This window comes from Porphyrobacter sp. TH134 (assembly GCF_002855495.1).
Lineage (GTDB): Bacteria > Pseudomonadota > Alphaproteobacteria > Sphingomonadales > Sphingomonadaceae > Erythrobacter.
The window spans coordinates 16,378-35,941 of record NZ_PKRO01000025.1 but is presented as its reverse complement, the minus strand read 5'-3'; the positions used below and the strand labels follow the sequence as shown (position 1 = coordinate 35,941).

General features: G+C 63.9%; 14 protein-coding genes. 8 read left to right on the top strand and 6 right to left on the bottom strand.

The window, feature by feature from the left end; genetic code table 11:
- Positions 1–92 precede the first annotated feature (92 nt).
- From C0V72_RS11235 to C0V72_RS11225, 3 genes are all read left to right on the top strand, one after another.
- Positions 93–1,151, top strand: a complete 1,059-nt coding sequence (locus C0V72_RS11235) for a LacI family DNA-binding transcriptional regulator (protein ID WP_101794230.1) — start codon at positions 93–95, stop codon at positions 1,149–1,151.
- Positions 1,148–2,347 carry an MFS transporter gene (locus C0V72_RS11230; protein ID WP_101794229.1) on the top strand — a complete coding sequence of 400 codons (1,200 nt, stop codon included), beginning with the start codon at positions 1,148–1,150 and terminating at the stop codon, positions 2,345–2,347. The genes C0V72_RS11235 and C0V72_RS11230 overlap by 4 nt, the downstream gene beginning before the upstream one ends.
- A gap of 93 nt (positions 2,348–2,440) precedes the next feature.
- Positions 2,441–4,819 carry a glycoside hydrolase family 3 protein gene (locus C0V72_RS11225; protein WP_101794228.1) on the top strand — a complete coding sequence of 793 codons (2,379 nt, stop codon included), beginning with the start codon at positions 2,441–2,443 and terminating at the stop codon, positions 4,817–4,819.
- A gap of 6 nt (positions 4,820–4,825) precedes the next feature.
- Here C0V72_RS11225 and C0V72_RS11220 read toward each other — a convergent pair whose 3' ends face one another.
- On the bottom strand, positions 4,826–6,778 hold the full coding sequence (locus C0V72_RS11220; protein ID WP_172439001.1) for an alkyl/aryl-sulfatase: 1,953 nt from the start codon (positions 6,776–6,778) through the stop codon (positions 4,826–4,828).
- Between the two features lie 209 nt (positions 6,779–6,987).
- On the opposite strand from C0V72_RS11220, the gene C0V72_RS11215 reads away from it, so the two are divergent.
- Positions 6,988–8,124: a hypothetical protein gene (locus C0V72_RS11215; RefSeq protein WP_101794226.1), complete on the top strand. Its 1,137-nt coding sequence runs from the start codon at positions 6,988–6,990 to the stop codon at positions 8,122–8,124.
- A gap of 12 nt (positions 8,125–8,136) precedes the next feature.
- The gene (locus tag C0V72_RS11210; RefSeq protein WP_233999907.1) at positions 8,137–8,526 is read left to right on the top strand and encodes an ArsR/SmtB family transcription factor; all 390 of its coding nucleotides are present in this window, start codon (positions 8,137–8,139) and stop codon (positions 8,524–8,526) included.
- Positions 8,527–8,550: 24 nt separating this feature from the next.
- On the opposite strand, the gene C0V72_RS11205 is transcribed toward C0V72_RS11210, so the two are convergent.
- From C0V72_RS11205 to C0V72_RS11195, 3 genes are read right to left on the bottom strand one after another with little or no spacing between them, the layout of a single operon-like run.
- The gene (locus C0V72_RS11205) at positions 8,551–10,119 is read right to left on the bottom strand and encodes a SulP family inorganic anion transporter (protein WP_101794225.1); all 1,569 of its coding nucleotides are present in this window, start codon (positions 10,117–10,119) and stop codon (positions 8,551–8,553) included.
- A gap of 55 nt (positions 10,120–10,174) precedes the next feature.
- On the bottom strand, positions 10,175–10,840 hold the full coding sequence (locus C0V72_RS11200; protein ID WP_101794224.1) for a carbonic anhydrase: 666 nt from the start codon (positions 10,838–10,840) through the stop codon (positions 10,175–10,177).
- Between the two features lie 14 nt (positions 10,841–10,854).
- Positions 10,855–11,220 (bottom strand): ArsR/SmtB family transcription factor, encoded by a 366-nt coding sequence (locus tag C0V72_RS11195; RefSeq protein ID WP_101794223.1) that lies wholly within the window; start codon positions 11,218–11,220, stop codon positions 10,855–10,857.
- Positions 11,221–11,455: 235 nt separating this feature from the next.
- On the opposite strand from C0V72_RS11195, the gene C0V72_RS11190 reads away from it, so the two are divergent.
- Positions 11,456–12,622, top strand: a complete 1,167-nt coding sequence (locus C0V72_RS11190; RefSeq protein WP_101794222.1) for an acyl-CoA dehydrogenase family protein — start codon at positions 11,456–11,458, stop codon at positions 12,620–12,622.
- A gap of 84 nt (positions 12,623–12,706) precedes the next feature.
- On the opposite strand, the gene C0V72_RS11185 is transcribed toward C0V72_RS11190, so the two are convergent.
- A complete protein-coding gene (locus C0V72_RS11185; RefSeq protein WP_172439000.1) occupies positions 12,707–16,069 on the bottom strand; it encodes a TonB-dependent receptor domain-containing protein in 3,363 nt (1,120 codons plus the stop codon).
- A gap of 384 nt (positions 16,070–16,453) precedes the next feature.
- Here C0V72_RS11185 and C0V72_RS11180 point away from each other — a divergent pair, with 384 nt between their 5' ends.
- Positions 16,454–18,130, top strand: coding sequence for an acyl-CoA dehydrogenase family protein (locus tag C0V72_RS11180; protein ID WP_101794220.1), 1,677 nt, complete (start codon positions 16,454–16,456; stop codon positions 18,128–18,130).
- On the opposite strand, the gene C0V72_RS11175 is transcribed toward C0V72_RS11180, so the two are convergent.
- Positions 18,127–18,588, bottom strand: a complete 462-nt coding sequence (locus C0V72_RS11175) for a response regulator (protein ID WP_101794219.1) — start codon at positions 18,586–18,588, stop codon at positions 18,127–18,129. The two genes, C0V72_RS11180 and C0V72_RS11175, sit on opposite strands and share 4 nt — an antisense overlap.
- Before the next feature lie 153 nt (positions 18,589–18,741).
- Here C0V72_RS11175 and C0V72_RS11170 point away from each other — a divergent pair, with 153 nt between their 5' ends.
- Positions 18,742–19,557, top strand: a complete 816-nt coding sequence (locus C0V72_RS11170) for a tyrosine-protein phosphatase (RefSeq protein ID WP_101794218.1) — start codon at positions 18,742–18,744, stop codon at positions 19,555–19,557.
- Positions 19,558–19,564: the final 7 nt, after the last annotated feature.

Below are 19,564 nucleotides of genomic sequence, written 5' to 3'. Positions count from 1 at the left end.
CGCGACCGGCTGGATCAGGGCCGCCGCTTGCGCTAGTGATCCGGCAATGACGCGCGCGTGCATGCGGTGGGCAGGGCAGGGTTGAACGGGCAATGGCGCGGGTGCGCAAGACAGTCACAATCAGGGACGTCGCCGAAGATGCGGGCGTCTCGCTTCAGACGGTAAGCCGGGTGGTGAACGGCGGACCGAACGTGCGCCCGCAATTGCGCGACAAGGTGCGCGCGTCGATTGACCGGCTGGGCTATGTCCCCAGCCTTGCCGCCCAGCGGATGAGCGGGTCGCGGTCGTACATCATCCTGGCCATCAATGACCGCGAACGTACACTCGCCGATTGGCGCGCCCGGCTGGGGACCGACTGGGTTGACCAGATGCTGCTCGGCGGGATCCTGACCTGCACCCAGCACGGCTACCGAATGATGGTGGAATTGGTCGATACCCATTCCGATCACGTCGAGCGCGAACTGGGCGCGGCGCTTTCGGCGTTGCAGCCCGATGGCGTGATCCTGACCCCGCCGCACTCGGAAAACGGCCTGATTACCGCTTTGCTGGCAAGCCGGAGCATCCCGTTTGCGCGGATCGGATCGGACGCGCCGGGACCGGGGATCGCGCTGACAATGGGCGATGCGGGCGCAGCGCATCTTGCCGCCACTCATCTGATGGCGCTTGGCCACCGCCGCATCGGCATGATCGCAGGGCCATCGCAATACAGCCTGAGCGGCTGGCGGATCGAAGGCTGGAAGCGCGCGCTCGTCGAAGCAGGGCTGCCGCATGAAGGCCTGCTTGAAGTCGGCGATTTCGGTTACGAATCCGGCACCCGCGCCGCACGCGCGTTGCTCGACCGCAATCCTGATCTGACCGCGATTATCGCATCGAGCGATCAGATGACGCTGGCCGCACTGGAAGTCGCGCGCGAGCGGGGGCTTGGTGTCCCGCATGATCTGTCGCTGATTTCTTTCGACAATACGCCGATCGTTCGCTTTTCCCAACCGCCACTGACTGCGATCGATCAGCCGATTGCCGAAACGGTGTCGCGCGCGGTGGAGCAATTGATTGCGCGCCGGCCCGATGGTGACGGCGATACTGTCATCGAAGTTGCCGCCGCATTGGTCGAACGCGCCTCCACCGCGCCGCCGCCTGCGGACCGGAAGTGACGGACGCAGCGCCTGCGCCGCAGCCAGAACGCCAGCCGGGCTGGTTTCTGGCGCTGTTTGCGCTGGCATCGGCCGGAGGCGCGGTGGCCTATGTGCCGCTGCTGACAGTTCTACTGCCGCAGCGCATCGCCGAACTACAGGGCCGCGAAGATGTCACCGCGCTGGCGCAGGTCACCTTCCTTGGCGCAGTCATGGCAAGCCTTGCCAATATCGCGGTGGGCATGATGAGTGATCGCAGCCGCACGCGGCGGCCGTGGATCGCGGTGGGGCTTGTCCTTTCAAACGTGCTGCTGCTGGCGGTGGGCGAGGCGCGCAGTGTGACTGCCATCGTGGTGCTGGTAATGATGTGGCAAGTGGCGCTCAACCTGATGCTTGCGCCGCTGATGGCGTGGGCGGGTGACTGCTTTCCCGATGCACAGAAGGGCGTGCTGGGCGGGGCGCTGGCGCTGTCGCCGGCGCTGGGCGCGCTGGCAGGATCGCTGGTCACCTATGCCGGGCTGGTGGTGCCCGAGGCACGGCTTGCGCTTGTTGCCGTGCTGGTGAGCGCGCTGGTGCTGCCAGTTCTGCTGTGCGGCGCCCAGCGCGTGCGGCCAGCGCTGATGGTGCCGCGCGAGGCAATCCGCCGGACCTCGCCGCTGCACCAGAGTGCGATGGCGCGGATGTGGGCGGCCCGGCTGCTTGTCCAGGTGGCCGAAGGCGGCATGTTTGCCTTTCTGCTGTACTGGCTGCGGTCGATCGCGCCGGGCTACCCCGAAAACGGCGCGGCCAATATCTTCAGCGCGGTGCTGGTGTGTGCGGTGCCGATCAGCCTTGTGGTGGGCCGCTGGTCCGATCGCCGCGCCCGCCCGGTGGTGCCGTTGATGGCGGCGGCCCTGCTGTGCGCAGCGGGCATGCTGGTGATGGCAGCGGCAGGCACGCTGCCCCTGGCGATTGCGGGTTACGTGCTGTTTGCGATAGCGGCGGCGGTGTTCCTGGCCCTGCATGCCAGCCAGACCTTGCGGGTGCTGCCCGCCCCTCAACACCGGGGGCGCGATCTTGGTGTGTTCAATCTCACCAACACAGTGCCCGGCATGGTGATGCCATGGCTGACGGTGTTGCTGGTCCCGCGCTTCGGATATGCAGGGCTGTTTGTGCTGTTTGCCGCGCTGTCGCTGTGCAGTGCGGTGCTGCTCGCAAGCCTTGGTCGGCGGGTTTGAAGCGCGCCTAATCGCTTGCCAAAGCGGGCGGGCGGCGGCATACGTTGATAACGTTCTCAAAATGAGCAGCAGGTCTTGGGAGGGACTGGTTTGATGGTACGCAACGGGTTGGGCCGATTGGCTGGCGGGGCAGCGCTGGCAGCGCTTTTGGCCGGATGCGCCGCCGTGCCCGATGTTCGGTCCGCCAGCGCGCCTGCCGCCGCCACGGCCAGCGCAAACACGCCTGAAGCCTTGCTGGCGCGCATGAGCCTGGAGCGCAAGGTGGCCCAGATCATCATGCCCGATATCGGCGCGATCACGCCGCAGGACATGCGCCGTTACCGTTTCGGCACGATCCTCAACGGCGGCAATTCCGGCCCTTACGGCAACGACAAGGCCCCGGCCGCAGACTGGCTGAAGCTCGCCGACGAATATTGGCAAGCCTCCACCGCGCCGCTGACGGGGGGCGAACCGGCGATCCCGGCGCTGTGGGCGACCGACGCGGTGCACGGCCATGCCAATGTGATTGGCGCGACGGTGTTCCCCCATAACATCGCGCTGGGAGCGACCGGCGATGTTGACCTGATCCGCCGCATCGGCGCTGCAACCGCGGCTGAAATCGAAGTGACCGGGATCGACTGGACCTTTGCCCCCACCATCGCGGTCGCGCGCGATGATCGCTGGGGCCGCACCTATGAAAGCTATGGCGAAGACCCGGTGCTGGTCAGCCGCCTTGGTGCGGCGATGGTGGAGGGCCTGCAAGGCCGCCCCGGCGAGCCCGGCTTTCTCGGGGAAGGCAAGGTAGCCGCCACGGCCAAGCATTTCTTCGGCGATGGCGGTACGGCGCAAGGCGTGGATCAGGGCGATGTCAACGGCAACCTTGCCGACCTGATGGCCATCCATGCGGCACCCTATCCAGCCGCTATCGGCGCAGGCGTTGCCAGTGTGATGGCCAGCTTCAATTCGATCAACGGCTCCAAGATGCACGGCAACGCGCCGCTGCTTACCGGCGAGTTGCGCGGCACGCTGGGATTTGAAGGGCTGGTGGTCGGCGACTGGAACGGCCACGGGCAGGTTACCGGCTGCACGAATGGCAATTGCCCGCAGGCGCTGCTGGCGGGCCTTGATGTGTACATGGTGCCCGAAGACTGGAAGGCGCTTCACGCCAGCCTGCTGGCACAGGTCAAGGATGGCACGATCCCGATGGCGCGGCTGGATGAAGCGGTGCTGCGGGTGCTGCGGTTGAAGGCCAAGCTGGGGATTTTCGATGGCGAGGTGACGCCTTCGGCCCGCGCGCTGGGCGGCAAGTGGGACCGGCTCGGTTCGCCCGAACACCGCGCCATCGCGCGCGAGGCGGCAGCAAAGTCGCAGGTGTTGCTGAAGAACGCCGGGCTGTTGCCGCTTGACCCGGCTGCGCGGATCGAAGTCGCCGGGAGCGCGGCGGACAATGTGCCGCAGCAAGCGGGCGGCTGGTCGGTGACATGGCAAGGCGGCGGCGATCTGACCGCTGCCGATTTCCCCGGTGCAACGTCAATCTGGGCTGGGATCGCGGCTGCGGTCAAGGCGGGCGGCGGCGAGGCGGTGCTGGCACCCAAGGGCAGCACGGCCAGCACGCCGGATGTCGCCATCGTCGTCTTTGGCGAGGAACCCTATGCCGAATTCGTGGGCGACCGGAAGGATCTGGTCTTCCGCGACCAAGAGGGCTTGGCGCTGCTCAAAGCCTACCGCGCGCGCGGCATTCGCACCGTCGCGGTGTTCCTGTCGGGCCGCCCCTTGTGGGTGAACCGCGAGCTGAACGCCGCCGATGCCTTTGTGGCCGCGTGGCTGCCGGGCAGCGAAGGGGCAGGGGTAGCCGATATCCTGTTCGGCCAGCGCCGGCCAACCGGGCGCCTGTCGTTCAGTTGGCCTGCAACGTGCGAGGGCGCTCCGGTCAATGATGCGCAAGCCGCGCTGTTTCCGGTCGGCTTCGGCCTCGCGTTCGAGAGCGCGCGGACGCTGTTGCCGTTGGACGAAACCTGCGCCGCGCTGACCGCCGATACGGGCGCGGTGTGGTTTGCCAATGGCAAGCTGGGCATGCAGGTTCAGGCAGTGGCGGACAATGCATTGCTGCCCGACCTGCGGGGCGGCGGCAATGGTATCACCGCGACCGGCCTTGATCGCCGCGCCCAGGAAGATGCCCGCCGGATCGCCTTTGCACCGGGAGCGAAACTCACCCTGACCGGGCCTGAAAGCGGCGCGGCATGGCGGATTGCCTATCAGGTCAGCCAGCGCCCGGCCGGGCCGGTGACGGTTACCGCAGGCGGCAAGTCGCTCGATATCACGCAGGGCCTGTCCGTCGCTGAAGGCAAGGGCTGGCGCGAAATGGTGCTGACGCCGGCCTGCCTTGATGCGGCGGGCGCACGGCTGACTTTCGCATCGAAGGGGGACTTTACCCTCCAGATCAGCGAAATCACCCGCGATGACAGCGCGGTGCAGGCCGAATGTTCGTTCTGACGCGCTTCAAGGCGTGACGATTTCAAAGCCCTGCGGCATCGGATCGAGCGCATCGATCAAGCCCTGCAAAGCGGCCTTGTCGCCTTCGACCTGAAGCCCGCCGCCTTCCAGCGCGCTGACCGGCTGCTTCAGGAAGAACAGAGCCAGCAAGGCCAGCCGCGGACCGCGAATGGTCACATCCGGCGCTTTGGGCAGCGTGCCGACACGGCCGATCATTGCCTGACCATTGGCCTCGATCATGGCCTGTTCGTTGCGGTCGGTCAGGTCAATCCCGATCACCAGGGGGCGGGTGCCGAAGCGTTCGGGCGCAAAGCGGGTGGCCGCTGAATCGAGCAGTTCCTGTGTTGCCAAGGCTGCGATCAGATCGGCGCTTTGGGCCGCCGTCATCGCCGCGCGGCCGCGCGTGAGGTCGCTTGCCGCGCCGAGGAATTGGTTGCGCCAGATCGCGCTTTCAGCCTGATAGCCTTGCTGCTGATAGCTATGCGCCAGCCTGGCTTTGGCAGCCGCATTGTCAGGCGCTGCAAACACAAGGTTTTGCAGCAAGTCCGATGCCCAGCGATAATCGCCGGCTGCCATCGCCGTCTCTGCCAGCGCCAGCGTCCGCTCCGCCCCGCCGAGCGCCTCGACCAACCGCTGCGCCCGCGCGACTGGCGGATGGGCGTGGAGATTAGCAGGAACTGCATCATACCATCCGAGATAGAACTGGTAGATCGCCTTGGCGTTGTGGCTGACAGTGCCGTAATAGCCGCGCGCCGACCACTCGCCCGCCAACCCCGGCGGGGCCGCGTTTTCGAGCGCTTCGGCGATTTCGTGCATCGTCTCGCCCCGGTTCATGCGGCGTACGGTCTGATCGTGCAGCCAGCGGTAATTGTCGCGTTGGGCGGTCAGCCAGGCTGTGCCCTCGGCCCTCCCGAAGATCGGCCAGCAATGGCTTGAAATCACCACATCGCTGGCCGGGGCATAGCGGCGGGCGGCCTCATCGAGATAATGCGCCCACGCCCGTGCATCGCGCACCTTCGCGCCGCGCGGGGTAAGGATGTTATGCAAGGTGCAGGTCGCAATCTCGGCGGCCAGAAAGGTCTTTTCGGGTCGGATGAAGACATTGAATTCGGCCGGAGCCTCGGTGCCTGACACGATCTGGAATTCGAGGCTGATGCCGTCCACCAGCCGCGTCTCGCCGGTTTTGGCGATCGTGTCAGTCGGCGCGATCAGCGACAGCGTGCCGGCCGACAGCCCCATGCCGATCCCGCTGCCCATTTGCCCTGCGGGGCCGGGGGTCAGGCCGGTGCCAAACTGGTAGGCTGCGCGCCGCATCATCGCGCCGCCAGCCATGACGTTTTCGGATGTGGCCTCTTCCATGAAGCCTTCAGGCGCGATCACTGGCACGCGGCCCGCTTTGACAGCGTCGGGTTCCACCACGCCGCGCGCTCCGCCGAAATGATCGCCGTGGCTGTGGGAATAGATCAACCCGCTGACAGGGCGCTGGCCAAGGGTGGCATTGACCAGCGCCAGTGCGGCCTGCGCGGCCTCGACACTGGTCAGCGGGTCAATCACGATCCAGCCCGTTGCGCCGCGAATGATCGTCATGTTCGATACGTCAAACCCGCGCACCTGCCAGACATTGGGGGTGACCTGATACAGGCCGTGGTGCTTCAGATGGGTCATGTGCCGCCACAGGCTGGGGTTGACCGTATCGGGCGCCGGACCTTTGACGAAATCATAGGCGGCAAGGTTCCAGACAGGTTTTCCGGCGGCATTGAGGATCAGCGGCTGCGTGCCAGTGGCCAGAAAACCGCGCGTGGAAAACGCGGCGTCGCGGGCGCCTTCGTCCGGCAAGGCGGCGAGGGCGGCGGCTTGTGCTACGCGCGTGGCCTCGCTTGCGTTCTGGGCCTGCGCGCCGCTGATCGCGGCCATGACAAGCGCCAGCGCCGCACCGGCGCGCAATCTTGCGGGTATCATTGTCGTACCATCCCCCTCTGCTCCCGCCGCGATGATGCCTGTGCGATGCCGCGGTTGCAAGACGCGGTACAGCGCGCGCACAGGAGGCATAAATCTGCAATCATTCATATTTTAGAACGTTTGCGAAGAAAGATTGAATTTTTCTGGAGGTGCACGCGGGTCTAACAGGCGGCCTCTGTCTTCTCTCGGGCACGCAAGGGATCCGGCATATGGACCACAGCAGTCACATCACCGACCAGCAATCGGCTGTCGCTCGTGCAGGCATGATGTCCGCGCGCGGCCCGCAATTGTCGGTCGTGACATCGCCGTTGCGGCTTGCACAGCCTGCCGAATGCGCCCCGGACGATTGGAGCGCTGCGCTGGCGCAATTGCTGGATTGGCTGGGGATTGCGGTTGAATTCGTGCCGGCTGCGCGTTCGCGCCGCTTGCCGCGTATGACCGATTGGGCGCTTGCTGGCAGCAATGCTGTACCCGCTCCGCCGGTCTTTTCGCCGTGGATGGGCTGGAGCCCGGCTGCCTTTCAGTATGGCGGCCTCGCCGGTCTGCCGCCCGCAGATTTCGCCGCGAGTTATCTCATCGATCACGCCCGCGGCGCTGCTGCCAGTCAACGCGGGTTCGATCTGATGTTGTTGAGCCCGCATCCGGCGCAATGTCCGGTGGATGAGGACTGCGGTGTTCCGTTGCCGCGCGCGGGCCTGATGCGCCGGATGATCCGCGCCGCCCATGCCGAGGGGCGCGAGCGGCTTGCGATCATCGTCCACGCCCGGCAGCGCAATGCGCTCGCCCGCCAGTTGCTGGCCGCCGGCAAGGGATTGACCCACGAGGCACCCGCATTTGATATCCTGACGATCGAGCAGGCGTTGCCAGCGCTAATGGCAGGTAGCCCACAATGGGATGCGATCATCGCCATGCCCGATGTGCGCAGCATTGTGTTTACGCTGCTGAGCGAAGTCAGCGGGGTGCGCAAAGCATGGCCGATTTTGTGGCATGGGCGCGGCCTGCGACTGGCAGGATGCGAGATCGCTGGCGAAGGACTGACCCGTATCCCGCTTGACGCGCCGGCGCTGATCCACGCGCTGGCGCTGGTGCTGCATGAAGGCGGCGCGGCCCGCGGGGCATGGCGGCTCTACGCAGGCTGGGCGCAGTTGCGTGATAGCGGCGTGACCACATCGGGCCGGGGCGGCGATGCGCCTTACCTGACGCAGGTCAGCGATAGCGATTTCATTTCCATGCTGTGCAAGGGCGCGGCTGTCAGCAAGCGCGACCAACCACCGTGGCGCGCGATAAAAATTGCACAAACTGCAATTTCCGGGAGCCAATCACCCTTATTGCGCGTTGTGTCGTAAACAATCACCAGTTTGTTGCTTTTGAAAGGTCGCCTGATGCCCAGCCGTAAGATTGTTGCAAATGAATTGGCGCATGTGTTGCGGCAGATATCGCATCCTGATCGCATCAGGCTGTTACTGAAACTTCAAGCGGGCGAACAGACCGTCAACGAGTTGGGCGACATGCTCGAAATCTCGCCCACCCGTGTCTCGCAGCACCTTGGGGTGTTGCGGGCGATTGCCTTGGTCGAAACCGAAACCCAAGGGCAGAAGCGCGTCTATCGTTTGGCGCAGCCGGATTTGGCGACCTGGCTGATCGACGGAATCGACTTTATCGCTCACCGGCTGAGCCGCGCTACACCCGTCGATATTCAGCAAGCCAAGCGGTTGTGGAGCGCAGAGGCGGTCGAACCGGTGGCCTGACCGGAGGGCCGCCCTGCGTCAAAGTTATGCGGCAGGGCGGATCATCAGGCCCGGTATCTCGGTCTTGCTGGGGTCTTCCGACCGGCGACCGTAGCGTTCCACCAGCTCGCTCCATTCCACCACAAGAGAACCGCCGGTGCTTTGGTGGAGTTTTTCCCACGACGACAGCATTTCAAGGCAGGCGTGGTCGATATAGTCGAGCTTTTCGACGTGGATGTGGACTTCGGCGCCCGCGGGCGAGCTTTCCAGGGCCTTGCCCAATTGCGGGATCGAGAAGAACGTGGCTGATCCTGTCATCCACAGATCGACCCGGCCCGTCTGCTCGTCATGCTCGCGCCGGATATCGAGGTGCGAAAAGGTATAGACCAGTTTGAGGGTCGCAAGGCCAAAGCCGATGACCACCCCGGTCAAGAGATCGATCAGCACGACGCCGGCGAGCGTGGCGAAATAGATCACCAGTTCCTGCCGGCCAAACTCGGCGATCTTGCGGATCTGCGCGACATTGACCAGCTTGTACCCGGTGTAGACGAGGATCGCGGCCAGCACCGAGGTCGGGATCGCGTTCAGCACGAACGGGAAGGCAACGACCGCCAGCAGCAACCAGCCGCCGTGCAGGATCGCGGAAAGCCGCGTGGTCGCGCCCGCTTCGACATTGGCAGCCGACCGCACGATCACCCCGGTCATCGGCAGTGCGCCCAATCCGCCGCAGATCATGTTGCCGATGCCTTGGGCGCGCAGTTCTTTGTCGTAATCGGTGCGTGTGCCGATGTGCATCTTGTCGACGGCCGTGGCGCACAGCAGGGTTTCGGCGCTCGCAACAAAAGCAAAGACAAGGCCGAGCGTCAGGATATCGGGATTGGTGAACCCGGCCAGCGCCTCGGCGGTGGGGATATTCAGACCGCTCGCAAGGTTGTCGGGAATAGCGACCAGCGTGATTGGCAGCGCAAAGATGAGCGCGAACACAGCCCCGACAATCACACCAAGCAGCGGCCCCGGCAGCAGCGCCAGCGCCTTGGGCTTGAACTGGTTCCACAGCACGATCGTGGCGATCGTCACAATCCCTGCCATCGCCGCAAGATGGTGGACCGAGCCATCAACGGGGAAGACCTTCACAATCGCCTCGGGAATGGCGGCAATGTTCAACAGACCGCTGGCCCGCGGCGCATCATCGAGCATCACGTGGATTTGCGACACGAAGATCAGCACGCCGATCCCGGCCAGCATCCCGTGAATGACCGAGGGCGAGATCGCCCGGAACCATTGGCCGAGCTTGAAGACCCCGGCCAGCAATTGCAGCGCGCCCGCGATCAGCCCGACCACGCCGAGCATGAGCAGCCCGTGTTCCTGCACGAGCTGGTACACCAGCACGGCCATGCCGGCGGCAGGCCCGCTGACCTGCAAGGGTGATCCGGCAATGCTGCCAACCACCAACCCGCCGACAATGCCGGTGATCAAGCCAAGCGCAGGCGGCGCCCCTGACGCAATCGCCACCCCCATGCAAAGGGGCAAGGCGACCAGAAAGACCACGATCGACGCAAGAAAATCGCGGCCGATGGCAGCAGAGGTAGGCGGGGCGGATGCAGCAGCATTCATCAGTGAAGGTCTCCGGGGGAGGGGCTGTCAGTCAGCAAGAATAGGCGCCGCCGCGTTAGCAAGCGTGATGGGCAACCACCGCCGAAGCAAGATCAGCGGCATAGCGATCCTCGACCGATACCCACGTGCCGGTGGCATCATCATAGGCCGAAACTTCCCCGGTCTTGATGTCATACACCCAGCCGTGCAGTTGCACGGCATTCTGCGCCAGAGCGACCGCAACCACCGGGTGGGTCTTCAAGTGCTGCAATTGCAAGATGACATTCTGCTGGAGCAGCATGTGCATCTTGGCTTCGGGATCGAGGCCGGCGCCCAGTGCTTCGACAATGTCGACCGCACCCTGCGAATAGCCGAGCCATTCGCGCACATGCGGCAGGCTCGTCAGCGCCGCACGGTTCATCGCGCCCTTCATGGCCCCGCATTCGGTGTGACCACAGATCACGATATGCGGGATCTTCAGCGCGCCGATGGCGAATTCGATCGACGCGGTCATACCGCCCGTTTGGTTGGTGTGCGGCGGCACGATATTGCCGGCATTGCGGCAAATGAACAGCTCGCCCGGATCGGTCTGCGTGAGCATCGCGGTTTCGATCCGGCTGTCCGAGCAGGTGATGAACAGCGCTTCGGGGCTCTGACCGGTGCTCAGCTTTTCGAACAGCTCGGCTTTTTCGGGGAACACCTCGCGCTGAAACTTGACGACGCCGTGGGCGAAATGAGGCATTGAAACGATCCTTTTCAACAGGCTGAGTTGGGGTCACGCACGCTCCACAGGGCGCGTGCTGCATCGATGTGATCGGTGTCTTTGAGCCGCAGGCGGATATCGACCAGGGGTAGGGCGTCGATGATCCAGTCGGCGATGAAGGGGTGGGCAAGCCGATAGAAATGGCTGCGCCCATCGCGGCGTTCTTCGACGAGGCGGTGGGCTCGCAGCAGGCCCAGATGCTGGGAAATGCGGGTAGTGGGCAGGCCGAGCGCCACAGCAAGCCCGGTCACATCCTTTTCGCCGGCCCGCAACTCCTCGATCAGCCGCAGCCGGTCGGCATGGGCTAGCAGCTTGAACATGTCGGCAAGCTCGCGCGATGCGATAAGCCGGCTGGGCATGCTGTTGCTCTCCCTCGTCACCTGCAAGATTTTGCAGTCTTGCACATATAGAGGTATGTGATTCGGCATTGGACGTCAACCAGCGACGACAAGCCTGCACTGCGGGCACGATTGCCCGCGCAGGTTTTCGCGTGAATTTGGCGCACCCTCTCAATCCTGCGGGTGACAGCTTGCGTAATGTGTGGTGTCAGGGGCGCTGCCAAACCCGGAGCAAGGATAGGGGACGACAACAGACATGAACTTCGAGCTTGCCCACGAACACGTGATGCTGAAGGAGCTGGTCAGCAAATTCGTGGCCGATCAATTGATGCCGTATGAAGCGGCAGTGATTGCGCGTGAAAACGTCGGCCAGGGCACCTATCTTACGCCTGAAGAGACCGCGAAGGTCGATGCGGTCAGCCGGGAACTGGGGCTGTGGGGTCTTGACGCGCCCGAGGAAGTGGGCGGCATGAACCTGCCGATGGTGGCGATGGTGGGCGTGTCCGAGGAACTGGGCCGCACCGTCGTGCCCTATTATCTGCCGCCCGATTCGCCCAACTTGCGCATGCTGATGGTTGCCGCCGACGAACGCCAGCGCGTCGCCTATCTGGAGCCCTATGTGCGCGGCGAGACCATCAGCGCGATCGGCATTTCGGAACCGGGCGCGGGTGCTGATCCGGCTGGCATGAAGACGACGGCGGTGCAGGACGGCGATGACTGGATCATCAATGGTCGCAAAATCTGGATCACCAAAGGGGCCGAAGCGGACTTTACCATCCTGATGGCCGTCACCGACAAGAACCCTAACGGGCGCAACGGCATGTCGGCATTTCTGGTCGACCGCGATACGCCCGGCTTCAACGTCACCCGGAAGATCCCGATGATCGATGGGACAGCGACCTATGAAATCGCGCTCGACGATTGCCGGGTGCCTGGGTGGAAACTTCTGGGTGAGCGGGGCCAAGGCTTTGCGCCGATGCAGGTCAGGCTTGGCACGCGGCGGATCGAAATGGCGTCATGGGCGATTGGCATGGCGAGCCGCGCGCTGGAGATGATGATCGATTATGCCCCGCAGCGCGTCACGTTTGGCCAGCCCTTGTCGGCGCGCCAGACCGTGCAGAACTGGGTTGCCGATGCCGCGACCAAGATCCACGCAATGCGGCTGATGACCTATGACTGCGCCTGGAAGATTGACGAAGGCCGCGATACCCGCAGCGAAATCTCGATGATCAAATCCTTCTGCATCGAAAGCGCTTACGAAATCGTCGATCACGCGATGCAGCTGTTTGGCGGCATGGGCATGACCCGCGAATTGCCGCTTTATCTGATGAGCAACAAGCTGCGCACCATGCGCATCTATGACGGGCCGAGCGAGATCCACAACTGGGTGGTGGCGCGCAATTTGCTGGGCACGCGCGGCTGAAGGTCTCACAGGCTGGACGAAAGTAAACGGGCGGAACAGCGATATGCTGTTCCGCCCGTTTCTATTGGCGCTGAGGCGCGGATCTTACATCGATGCGCGCAGTCCCAGGAAGAAGTAGGTTCCCAGCGGGCTGACCGGGAAGGCCTGCTCGGTGATGAACGGCTTCTTGTTGAAGATGTTGTTCACCCCGCCGTAGAACTCGAAGCGCTCGCTGGCTTCAAACCCGAAGGCGATGTCGTGGATGAAGGTATCATCAGCAAGGCCGTTTTCGGGCGAGAAGTTGTCGGCGCCGGTATTGCCGACATCCTCGATTTCAACGGCACGCAGGGCTTGCTTGCCGAGCCAGGTGGTCGACCAGGTCAGGGTGAGGCCCTTCCAGTCCCACGATGCCGCACCGCGCGCCGCCCATTCGGGCCGCTGCAATTCGCCAAGCTCGGGATCGATCGCAGTCGGATCTTCGGGGTCGAAGAAATCGTTGAGCTTGTCGACCCAGGTGCCGCTGCCGGCCAGGGTGAAGCGGTGCTCGCCGACATCGAAACCATATTGCAGCGAGGCTTCGACCCCGGCGGTTTTCTGCCGGACGAAGTTCAGCGTGATCTGCCGCAGCGAGCGGAAGCCGCCATTGCCCGGACGCCGTTCGATCAGGTCGCAGAACTGGTTGTTGATCGAAGCGCTGTCGACGCAGTTATCGACGATGTCCTGCGCCGAGATGAAGTTGATCGAATCGTCGATGCTGATGTTGTAGTAATCCGCGCTCAGCACCAGGCCGGGAATGAAGCTGGGTGTGAACTGGGCCCCGGCGGTCCAGGTGGTGGCGGTTTCTTCCTGAAGATTGGGATTGCCAAGCTGCAAGCCCGAGAACCGCGCGGTCAGCGGATCGACATAGGAATAGGTGCCGGTGCCGAAGGTCGGATCAAAGCCGATGGCAGCGAACGACGCGACGCAGTTGGCCCGCCGCTGCGTCGGATTTGGTGCCGTCGCGATGTTGTTGACATCGCAGGGATCGAACGGACGGAAGAAGGCGCCCTGACCCGGGTTGAACAATTCGTTGATGTTCGGCGCCCGCACCGCAACGGCATAGGTGCCGCGCAAGGCAATATCTTCGATGGGGGCGTAGATGCCGCCGACATTCCAGGTAAAGGTGCTGCCGATCGTCGAGTAGTTGGAGTAGCGCGCCGCCGCGTTCAGTTCGAGCGTTTCGGCAAAGGGCACACCGCTCAGCAGCGGCAGGCGGATTTCGCCGAAAATGTCGTAAACGGTGAAGTCGCCGCTGGCGTTGTTGATGATCGAATCCGGGTCGAACACCAGCGAGTTCTGGGCCACCGGAAGATCGCGCAGCAGATCGCCTTCGTTTCCGAAGGGCGTTGTGACTGGCAGGACGCCGAGCACCAGCGGATCGAAGGTCGAACGGCTCTTTTCCTGCCGCAGTTCGAACCCGGTGGCAAACCCGATAGGCCCGCCGGGCAGTTCAAGGAACGCCCCGGTGTCACCGGTGAAGATCATGTCGAACACCATCTGCTCAAGCTCGAAGGTGTCGATCACGGTTGTGGTCACAAAGTCGATCGCGTCCTGGCTGATTCCGCCCACGCCGCCAAGGATATTGGCCGGCTTGCACTGGCCATCGCCGGGGTTGAAGGTGAAGAAGCCCGGATCGCCCGTCGGGATGCCGAACGGCGTGGTGGCGGGCGGCGTGCTGTCGATGTCCGAACGGCAGATCGGGGCGCCCCCCGGGCCGCGTACCACGTCGATCGCAGCATACCAGCGGTCCATGATAACGCGGTTGTTATCAATGCGGGTCTGCGTGAACTTGCCGTAATTGCCGCTGATTTCGTAGGCGAAGTGATCGGTGATGTCCCCGCGCAGGCCGCCCACGAAACGCCAGGTTTCATATTCGTTGCGATCGCGGTTGGCGCCAAGATCGGCCGGGTCGCGGGTGATGTAGAACCCGCGCTGCACCCCGTCGCCAAAAAACAGCTCGCCGATGAACGGGCGCTGCTGCGCGGTGATGAAGGGGTTGTCCTCACGCACGGTCAGCAGGTCGTAGAAGGTGTTGGGCTGGGCCTGAAACTCAGCCTTGTTCGAGACATACTTGCCTTCAAAGAAGAACTGCGCCTCGCTCGAAATCTCGTAGTTGAGATTGACGTTGACCGACCAGCGTTCCGTTTCGGGGATCAGCGAGTTCTGGTTGAAGCTGTTGGGAATGCCGGGACCGCCAAATCCGTTGAACAGACCGGTGATCGTCCCGTCATTATACACGCCCAGCGTGCCGTCGGGCCCGATCACGGCGCAGCCGCCCGCCAAGCCGAAGGCACCGGGGTTGAAGGTGGAGTTGAACCCGACCGAGCTTTCAAGGCAGTCGGCCCGGCCGTTGTTGTTGATGTCCGGGCCATCGGACAGGCCGATATCGCCCGGTGCAATCACCCCGCCGGCCGAAGACAACGAAAACCGCGGGTCGGACGCAATGAACCGGCGCGGCGCGTTGGCGGCGCGGTCGATCAAGGCCAGTTCGGTCGCCGTCAGGTTGGGAGCAACGCCGAACAGGTCGAGGAACTGGTCACCAAAGTCAGCTGCCGAAGGGATCGGGAAGCCGGTTGGAAAGCCGCCTGCTCCCACGGCAAAAAAGCGTGCGAAGTTGGGCGTGCTCGCGCCGATATCACCCTGCTGGAAGCGCAGCGCGGGATTGTCCTGATCGTCGGCGATGCGGTTATCGCGCGAAAAGTCGCGGTCGCCATCGCGCACTTCGTCATTGCGGGCGTATTCGCCCGAGATCGTGATATTGCCGCGCCCGTCGGCAAAGTTTGCGCCCCATGTCAGATCGCCATTGATGCGCCAGCCATCGCCTTCGGAGGAAATGCCGGTCTGGACGTTGCCCTCCAGCCCTTCAAAATCGTCCTTCAGCACGAAGTTGACCACGCCTGTCACCGCGTCCGCCCCGTAGATCGACGAGGCGCCGCCGGTCAGCACTTCGACCCGTTCGATCAGCGCGGTCGGGATCGAGTTGATGTCGACCGCCTGTTCGCCCGCCACGCCCGATACGTGCCGGCGGCCATTGACCAGCGTCAGGGTACGGTTCGAGCCGAGGCCGCGCAGGTTCAGGACGGACTGGCCGACCCCTTCGGAAAACAGGCCGTCGATTGAGCCTTCCGACGTGGTCGAGGTCGACAGTGCGGGGATATCGCGCAGGGTATCGACGACGTCGGATGTGCCCGCGCGCTGCAATTCTTCAGCCGACACAGCGAGGATCGGGGCCGGCGAGCCGATGTTGGGATCGCGGGCAATGCGCGAACCGGTGACGACGATCGGCTTTTCCGCGTCCTCGGCAGCGGGGCTTTCATCGGCGACGCTATCTTGCGCGTTGGCCTGCGACGGGGTGAGCCCGGCGACCAGCATGGCCGCAGCCAGCGCCGGAAGCGATGCGGAATGACGGGAGAACTTGGTAATGCGCATGATGTGCCCTCGCATAGGTGTTACCGGGACCGGCCTGCAATGCTGCATGGCATTGCAGTGCTCTGTCGTGTTCGCCAGCGCCGCTGCCGATGAGGCAGACCTGCCCCCGTCAACGGCCGCTGTTCGGTTCTTCCTGCGCGAGAATGAGGGGCCGGGCATTTTCGCCCTGTACCTGTCACCCTCGTATATAATTCATGCCGCTGCCAAGAGGCAACGTAGCGTCTAGTATTACGCTTCTGGCATTTGGTGGTAAGTGCCAAAGCGGCCTATTCAGCTTCCAGCAAGGTTTTGCGCCGGCACTGTGACACGAGGGCAACATTCCCGCCAGAGCCTGCGCGAATTTGGGGCTTCGCTTGGGCACGGCCGCTCTGCTACCATCGCGGGATGAACGAATGGATCGGTGTGGGGCGCGCTGCTTTGGCGGCGGCGCGGGATTATGCAGAAGCCGTACGGCTGCGCGTTACGAAGGATACGGCGCCCAATGGCGCAATTGATCCTGCCCGCCTTACCCTTGCGCAGCACCGTGTGCATGGCCTTGCCTGGATCGCCGCTACGATTGCAGCAATGGAAGCGACGCTGGATTGGGCCGTGCGGGGTGAGGCTGCGGGCCGGTTCGGCCCGGCGGAAGCGCTGACCTTGCGGATCGGTTTTGGCGAATATCTGGCGCAGCTTGCCAGCGGCCTGCCGATGAGCGCGAACGAATTTGTGCGTCCGGCGAGCTTTGCCGCCGACAACGAAGCGCGCATATTCGCAGCAGACCCTGCGGCGGCGCGGCTGCTGGCCGAAGGCAACACGGCTGAAACCCGCGCCGCCTTGGCCGCTTTGCTGGCTGACGGCGTGCGGCCCGAAGATGCGCTGGGCGACGACGCGCTCGATCAGGTGCGCGGCCAGATGCGCGCCTTCACCGCCGATGCAATCACGCCCCACGCCCACCAGTGGCACCTTACCGATGCGCTGATCCCCGATAGTGTGATCGCCGAGATGGCAGCGCTGGGCGTGTTCGGTGTGTGCATTCCCGAAGAATATGGCGGCCTCGGCCTCGGCAAGCTGGCGATGGCGGTGGTCTCGGAAGAATTGTCGCGCGGCTGGATTTGCGCCGGATCATTGGGCACCCGTTCGGAGATTGCGGGCGAACTGATCGCCGAAAACGGGACGCCTGAGCAGAAAACGGCCCTTCTCCCCCGCATCGCTGATGGGTCGTGCCTGCCGACGGCAGTGTTCACCGAACCTGATACGGGCAGCGATCTTGCCGCCGTGCGTACCCGCGCGGCGCGGGCTGAAGATGGCAGCTGGCGGGTGACGGGCGCGAAAACGTGGATCACCCACGCTGCGCGCGCCGATCTGATGACCATGCTGGTGCGCACCGATCCCGACGCGCCGGGTTATGCTGGTCTGTCGATGTTGCTGGCGCCCAAGACGCGCGGTACGTGCGCAGCGCCGTTCCCCGATGCCGGGATCGAGGGGAGCGAAATCGAAGTGCTCGGATACCGGGGCATGAAAGAATATGCGCTGGGGCTGGATGGCTTTAAAGTTCTTGCCGATGGGCTGCTGGGCGGGCGAGAGGGGCAAGGCTTCAAGCAGTTGATGCGCACTTTTGAAGGCGCGCGGATCCAGACAGCGGCGCGCGCGATCGGGGTGGCGTGGAATGCGTTTGACCTGGCGCTGGATTATGCGCTGGGGCGCAAGCAGTTCGGACAAGCGCTGACGGCATTCCCTCGTGTGGCTGACAAGCTCGCGCTGATGGCAGCCGAAATCGTGATGGCGCGCGAGCTGACCTATGCCGCCGCCCGCGCCAAGGATGCGCGGGCGCGCTGTGATATTGAAGCCGGGATGGCCAAATTGCTGGCGGCGCGGGTGGCATGGACCGCTGCCGATAATGCCGTGCAAATCCACGGCGGCAATGGTTACGCGCTGGAATATCCCATCAGCCGCGTGCTGTGCGATGCCCGCATCCTCAATATCTTCGAAGGCGCAGCCGAGATTCAGGCGCAGGTGATCGGGCGCGGGTTGCTGGCCGGGCAGGCGCCCGCCGTCGCCGTCGTCGCAGTAGCAGCCGCCTAGATCAGGCGCCGCACCACGCTGCTATCCACCTCGCTGCGCAGCGGGTTGCCGACCACCGCGCTGACAATATCGACATGGCGCGGGCGGCTCCCTCGCAGCTTGATCAGGCGGCTGACCCGGGCGAGCAGATCGACCGGATCAAACGGTTTGGACAGGAAATCCTGCGCCCCGGCATAGATCGCCTGCACCTCGTCCTGTTCGCCGCTCATCGCGGTGAACATCATGACCGGCAGATCGTAAAGTTCGGGCGAGCGGCGCAGGCGGCGCAGCAGCGTCATGCCGGATTCTCCCGGCATCGACTGGTCGAGCAACAGGATGTCGGGCCGCTTGCGCTGAACGCATTGCCACGCCGCCGCAGCCGAGGTGACCCACCCGCAGGCATGACCCGCATCGATCAGCAGTTCGCTCGCCAGTTCGGCGATCAATTCGTCATCATCGGCAATCAGAATACGGGCCATGGCGCGGGGCCTTGTTGCAAGGTTACTGTTGGGACGCGCCGGATTAACCTTGAAGCCGTTCCGCTTGGCTTGGCCAGACCCCTCGCAAAGCTCCCTAGGCGCCTGCCAGACCCCGGCTTGCCCTGTCTTGGTGGGCCTGTATTGGTTCTCGCCATGACCCGCGATTCTCTCGATACCGCTGCCAACAGCGCTCGCCTTGGCCCGTTCTATGTCACGCAAGGCATTCATAACCTTCGTGATTATGGCGGCTACCGGGCGGACGGCGGCGGGCAGGTGCGCAGCGGTGTGCTGTTCCGGTCGGGCCAGCACATGGAAGCGTCCGACGATGATCTGGCGCTGATCCATGCGCTTGACATCCGCACCGTGATTGACCTGCGCGGAACCAGTGAGCGGGAAGGGTTTCCGTGCAGACGCCATCCCAGCTTTGCCGCGCAAGTCATTGCGCACGATGGTGAAACCAGCAATTCGCCGCCGCACGAAGGGGGCGGGGGCCAGGTCGTGATGACGCCGCAAAAGGCGCGCGAGCGGATGCTGGCGGTCTATACGCGGATGCCGGTGAACCCGGCGATGATCGCAATGTTCACGCGCTATTTCAAAGCATTGGATGAAAATGATGGCGGGTCATTGGTGCATTGCTTTGCCGGGAAAGACCGCACCGGCATCGCGGCAAGCCTGCTGCTCCACGTTCTCGGCGTGCATCATGATGATATTGTGAGCGAATTTCTGCTGACCAATGATGCGCCGACGCGCGCCATCCTCGAACGCCAGTCGCTTCCCCGGATGCAGGCGCATTACGGAACGATCGAACCTGAAGCCTTGCACAATCTGATGGGTGTTCTGCCCGAGTATCTCGATACTTACATCGCCAAGGTAACCCACGATCACGGATCGCTTGACGCGTATCTGGCGACAATCTTAGGTGTCGATAGCCCAAGAAAAGAGCGTCTGCGCGCCAAGCTGGTGACGTGACAATGCG